This is a genomic window from Empedobacter falsenii (genome assembly GCF_019308355.1).
Classification (GTDB): Bacteria; Bacteroidota; Bacteroidia; order Flavobacteriales; family Weeksellaceae; genus Empedobacter; species Empedobacter falsenii_B.
The window spans coordinates 1-2,393 of record NZ_JAAGKM010000088.1 but is presented as its reverse complement, the minus strand read 5'-3'; the positions used below and the strand labels follow the sequence as shown (position 1 = coordinate 2,393).

Sequence of the window (2,393 nt, the reverse complement as noted above, 5' to 3'; positions counted from 1 at the left end):
AAAAAATCATCCGGAAATAGGTCTTTTGTTTCCATAAATATGTAAATATTAAATGTATAAAAAAAATTCTGCTCGATTTTAACCCAAGCAGAATTTTATACTTACACAGTTTTTGGTACAGTGTCGATAAAAACCATATGGCATATCTATCAAACACAATAGAAACAAAACTGAAAGTGTTATTTTGATTAAATTCTCTGAAATTTGAATATTCATTGCTTATGATAATTTATTTTTTTTATTAATGGTCTTTAAATACAAGAAAGTTATACCAGCACTCAAAATAAATCCTATTACCCCAAAAGTATAGTTCATTTTAATATGCTTTATTGCATCAGTACTTTTATAAATCCTTTTACCTACTTCATTAAAATATTGTTCTTCACCAAATAAGTACCCAAACAAACTAAATATTATTGTCCCTGTTAAAAGGGAAATAACTATAATTTCAGCATAACCTAAATAACTTAACTTTGATTTTAAGTTAATTGACTTATATCTTTTCAATATTGATTCCTTTAAGTTTTTTAATTTGTTAATTGTACTTTGATATGATTGTCTTCTTTTTGAAGAAGTATCTTCAGGAACATATTCTTTTTGATCAAACTTAAATTCTTTTTGGTGTTGATTCTTTTTATCAAAAATAAAATACAGAATAATTACTACAATAGGGATTGCAAGTCCTGAAAAATAGCTAATCCCCTCTAAATAATTGTTTTGAATTTCTTTTAAAGTATTATTTTCACCTTTTTCTACTACAACATTATTAATTGAATCCCATATTGCTATAGAATCTCTTATCGCTACATCATCAACTACAATTATTGAATCAACTCTATTTATTGAATCAAGCTCTTCTTGTATTTTATTTCTTGACTCAGCATCACCAGGAGTTGATGAAAGAACAGCTTGTTGTTTATCAGAGTATTCTTCTGGAATACCTAAATTTCCCCTTGCCTTTTGTAAATAAGCTTCTGGATTATTAATTTGTAAATTTGCTGCAGATTGTTCACCTGTTATAAATGGTGTTTTTCGTTGTGGCATATCTATTTGTATTCTTCAGGTAATAGTGTAACAAAAAATATAAGCTTATCATTTGTGTCAACAAAATAGTATTTGATTGCAGTATTTGCATTAACAAAATATTTGTTATTAGGATTACCTTTAGAAATCTCTAAAAATATTTTTTTATATTCTACCTCCAAGTATTCTATTTCTTCCACAGAGTATTCATCAAAAGATTTAGTATTGTCTTTCACTACATACACAACATAATTTTCATCCTTTTTAAAAAATACTTTTTCTAACACTAAATTATCATCCATCTTTATAGGTAGACTTTCCTTGAATAAATCAACAGTTTGCTCTACTATATTTATAGGATTTTCACTTTGCTCATCTATTTTTGACTCTTCATTAGATTTATGTTTATCTAATAATTCTCTTATTTCAGCTTCTTGGATATTTTTTTGATCTTCAATATATAATCCTAAAACTAATGTCATTAAGAATAAACCTATTAATAGAAGTGGATGTTTATATTTCATTTTACCTTCCATTTTTCTTTTTAAAGAGAAATATAAAATTGGAATAGATATAAGAAATGCAAATATGTTTGCTGACATTTTAGTTCCTATAATGTATGATAGAGAATTGTAGCTTGTTGTACTTTCCTCTAAAGCAGAACCCAATATTAACAAAAAGGTAATCATTAAAGCGGCAATTAAATACCTAAATACAATAAACCAAATTTGCTTGTTTTTTTGCGGTTTCTTTTTGTAGATAGCAATTATTATTATTAATAAGAAGAAGGATAAATTTAGCATGTTTATAAAGTTTTATGTTATTCAATTATTAAAAGTTTGTTTGCAATGTATGCTCCTAATAATAAAAGAGCACCATAAAGCAATAACATATAGTCATTATTGTTGTTAATAAAAATTGATATTGTTTGAACAACACACAAACTCAATAAAATCAAGAGAATGATAATTTTTACAATCTTATTTGGAGCAATATAACCAGCTACATACATTAGTGTAAATCCACAAAAGAAACCCTCAATTATATATCGAAATAATTTTACATCATCATAAATACCAAAATATGAAAAAGCAATGTTTATTATTAATTGAACCAAAAAACCTACGATAAATGCTGACAGAACTGATGCAGGAAGAAATAACAGCCATCTTGAAATATTATTCTTCATAATGAACTGCTCAATTTTTTTAAAAGTTTTTTCCATAATTAATAAAAGCTAAAGGTTGTAATCTTCCCCTTGTTAAGAACACTTAAAAGTAGAGTTTTTATTTAATATTATTGTATTATTATTTTGATTAATTTGAAATGTAGGAAAATCATTAGGATTTTTGACCTTACCATATTTCAAT

3 protein-coding genes are annotated in these 2,393 nt (G+C 25.5%); all 3 read right to left on the bottom strand.

Annotation, left to right across the window (positions count from 1 at the left end):
• Nucleotides 1–219: 219 nt before the first annotated feature.
• The 3 genes from G0Q09_RS14785 to G0Q09_RS14775 are packed head-to-tail and all read right to left on the bottom strand — an operon-like array spanning nt 220 to nt 2,248.
• Nucleotides 220–1,044 carry a hypothetical protein gene (locus tag G0Q09_RS14785; RefSeq protein WP_219035463.1) on the bottom strand — a complete coding sequence of 275 codons (825 nt, stop codon included), beginning with the start codon at nt 1,042–1,044 and terminating at the stop codon, nt 220–222.
• 2 nt (nt 1,045–1,046) lie between these two features.
• On the bottom strand, nt 1,047–1,826 hold the full coding sequence (locus tag G0Q09_RS14780) for a hypothetical protein (protein WP_219035462.1): 780 nt from the start codon (nt 1,824–1,826) through the stop codon (nt 1,047–1,049).
• A 17-nt stretch (nt 1,827–1,843) separates the two neighbouring features.
• Nucleotides 1,844–2,248: a hypothetical protein gene (locus G0Q09_RS14775; RefSeq protein WP_219035461.1), complete on the bottom strand. Its 405-nt coding sequence runs from the start codon at nt 2,246–2,248 to the stop codon at nt 1,844–1,846.
• Nucleotides 2,249–2,393 lie beyond the last annotated feature (145 nt).

What these genes read in the sequence shown, in the direction of transcription:
- G0Q09_RS14785 (WP_219035463.1), bottom strand. Translation starts at nt 1,044, where the DNA reads ATGCCACAACGAAAAACACCATTTATAACAGGTGAACAATCTGCAGCA.
- G0Q09_RS14775 (WP_219035461.1), bottom strand. Translation starts at nt 2,248, where the DNA reads ATGGAAAAAACTTTTAAAAAAATTGAGCAGTTCATTATGAAGAATAAT.
- G0Q09_RS14780 (WP_219035462.1), bottom strand. Translation starts at nt 1,826, where the DNA reads ATGCTAAATTTATCCTTCTTCTTATTAATAATAATAATTGCTATCTAC.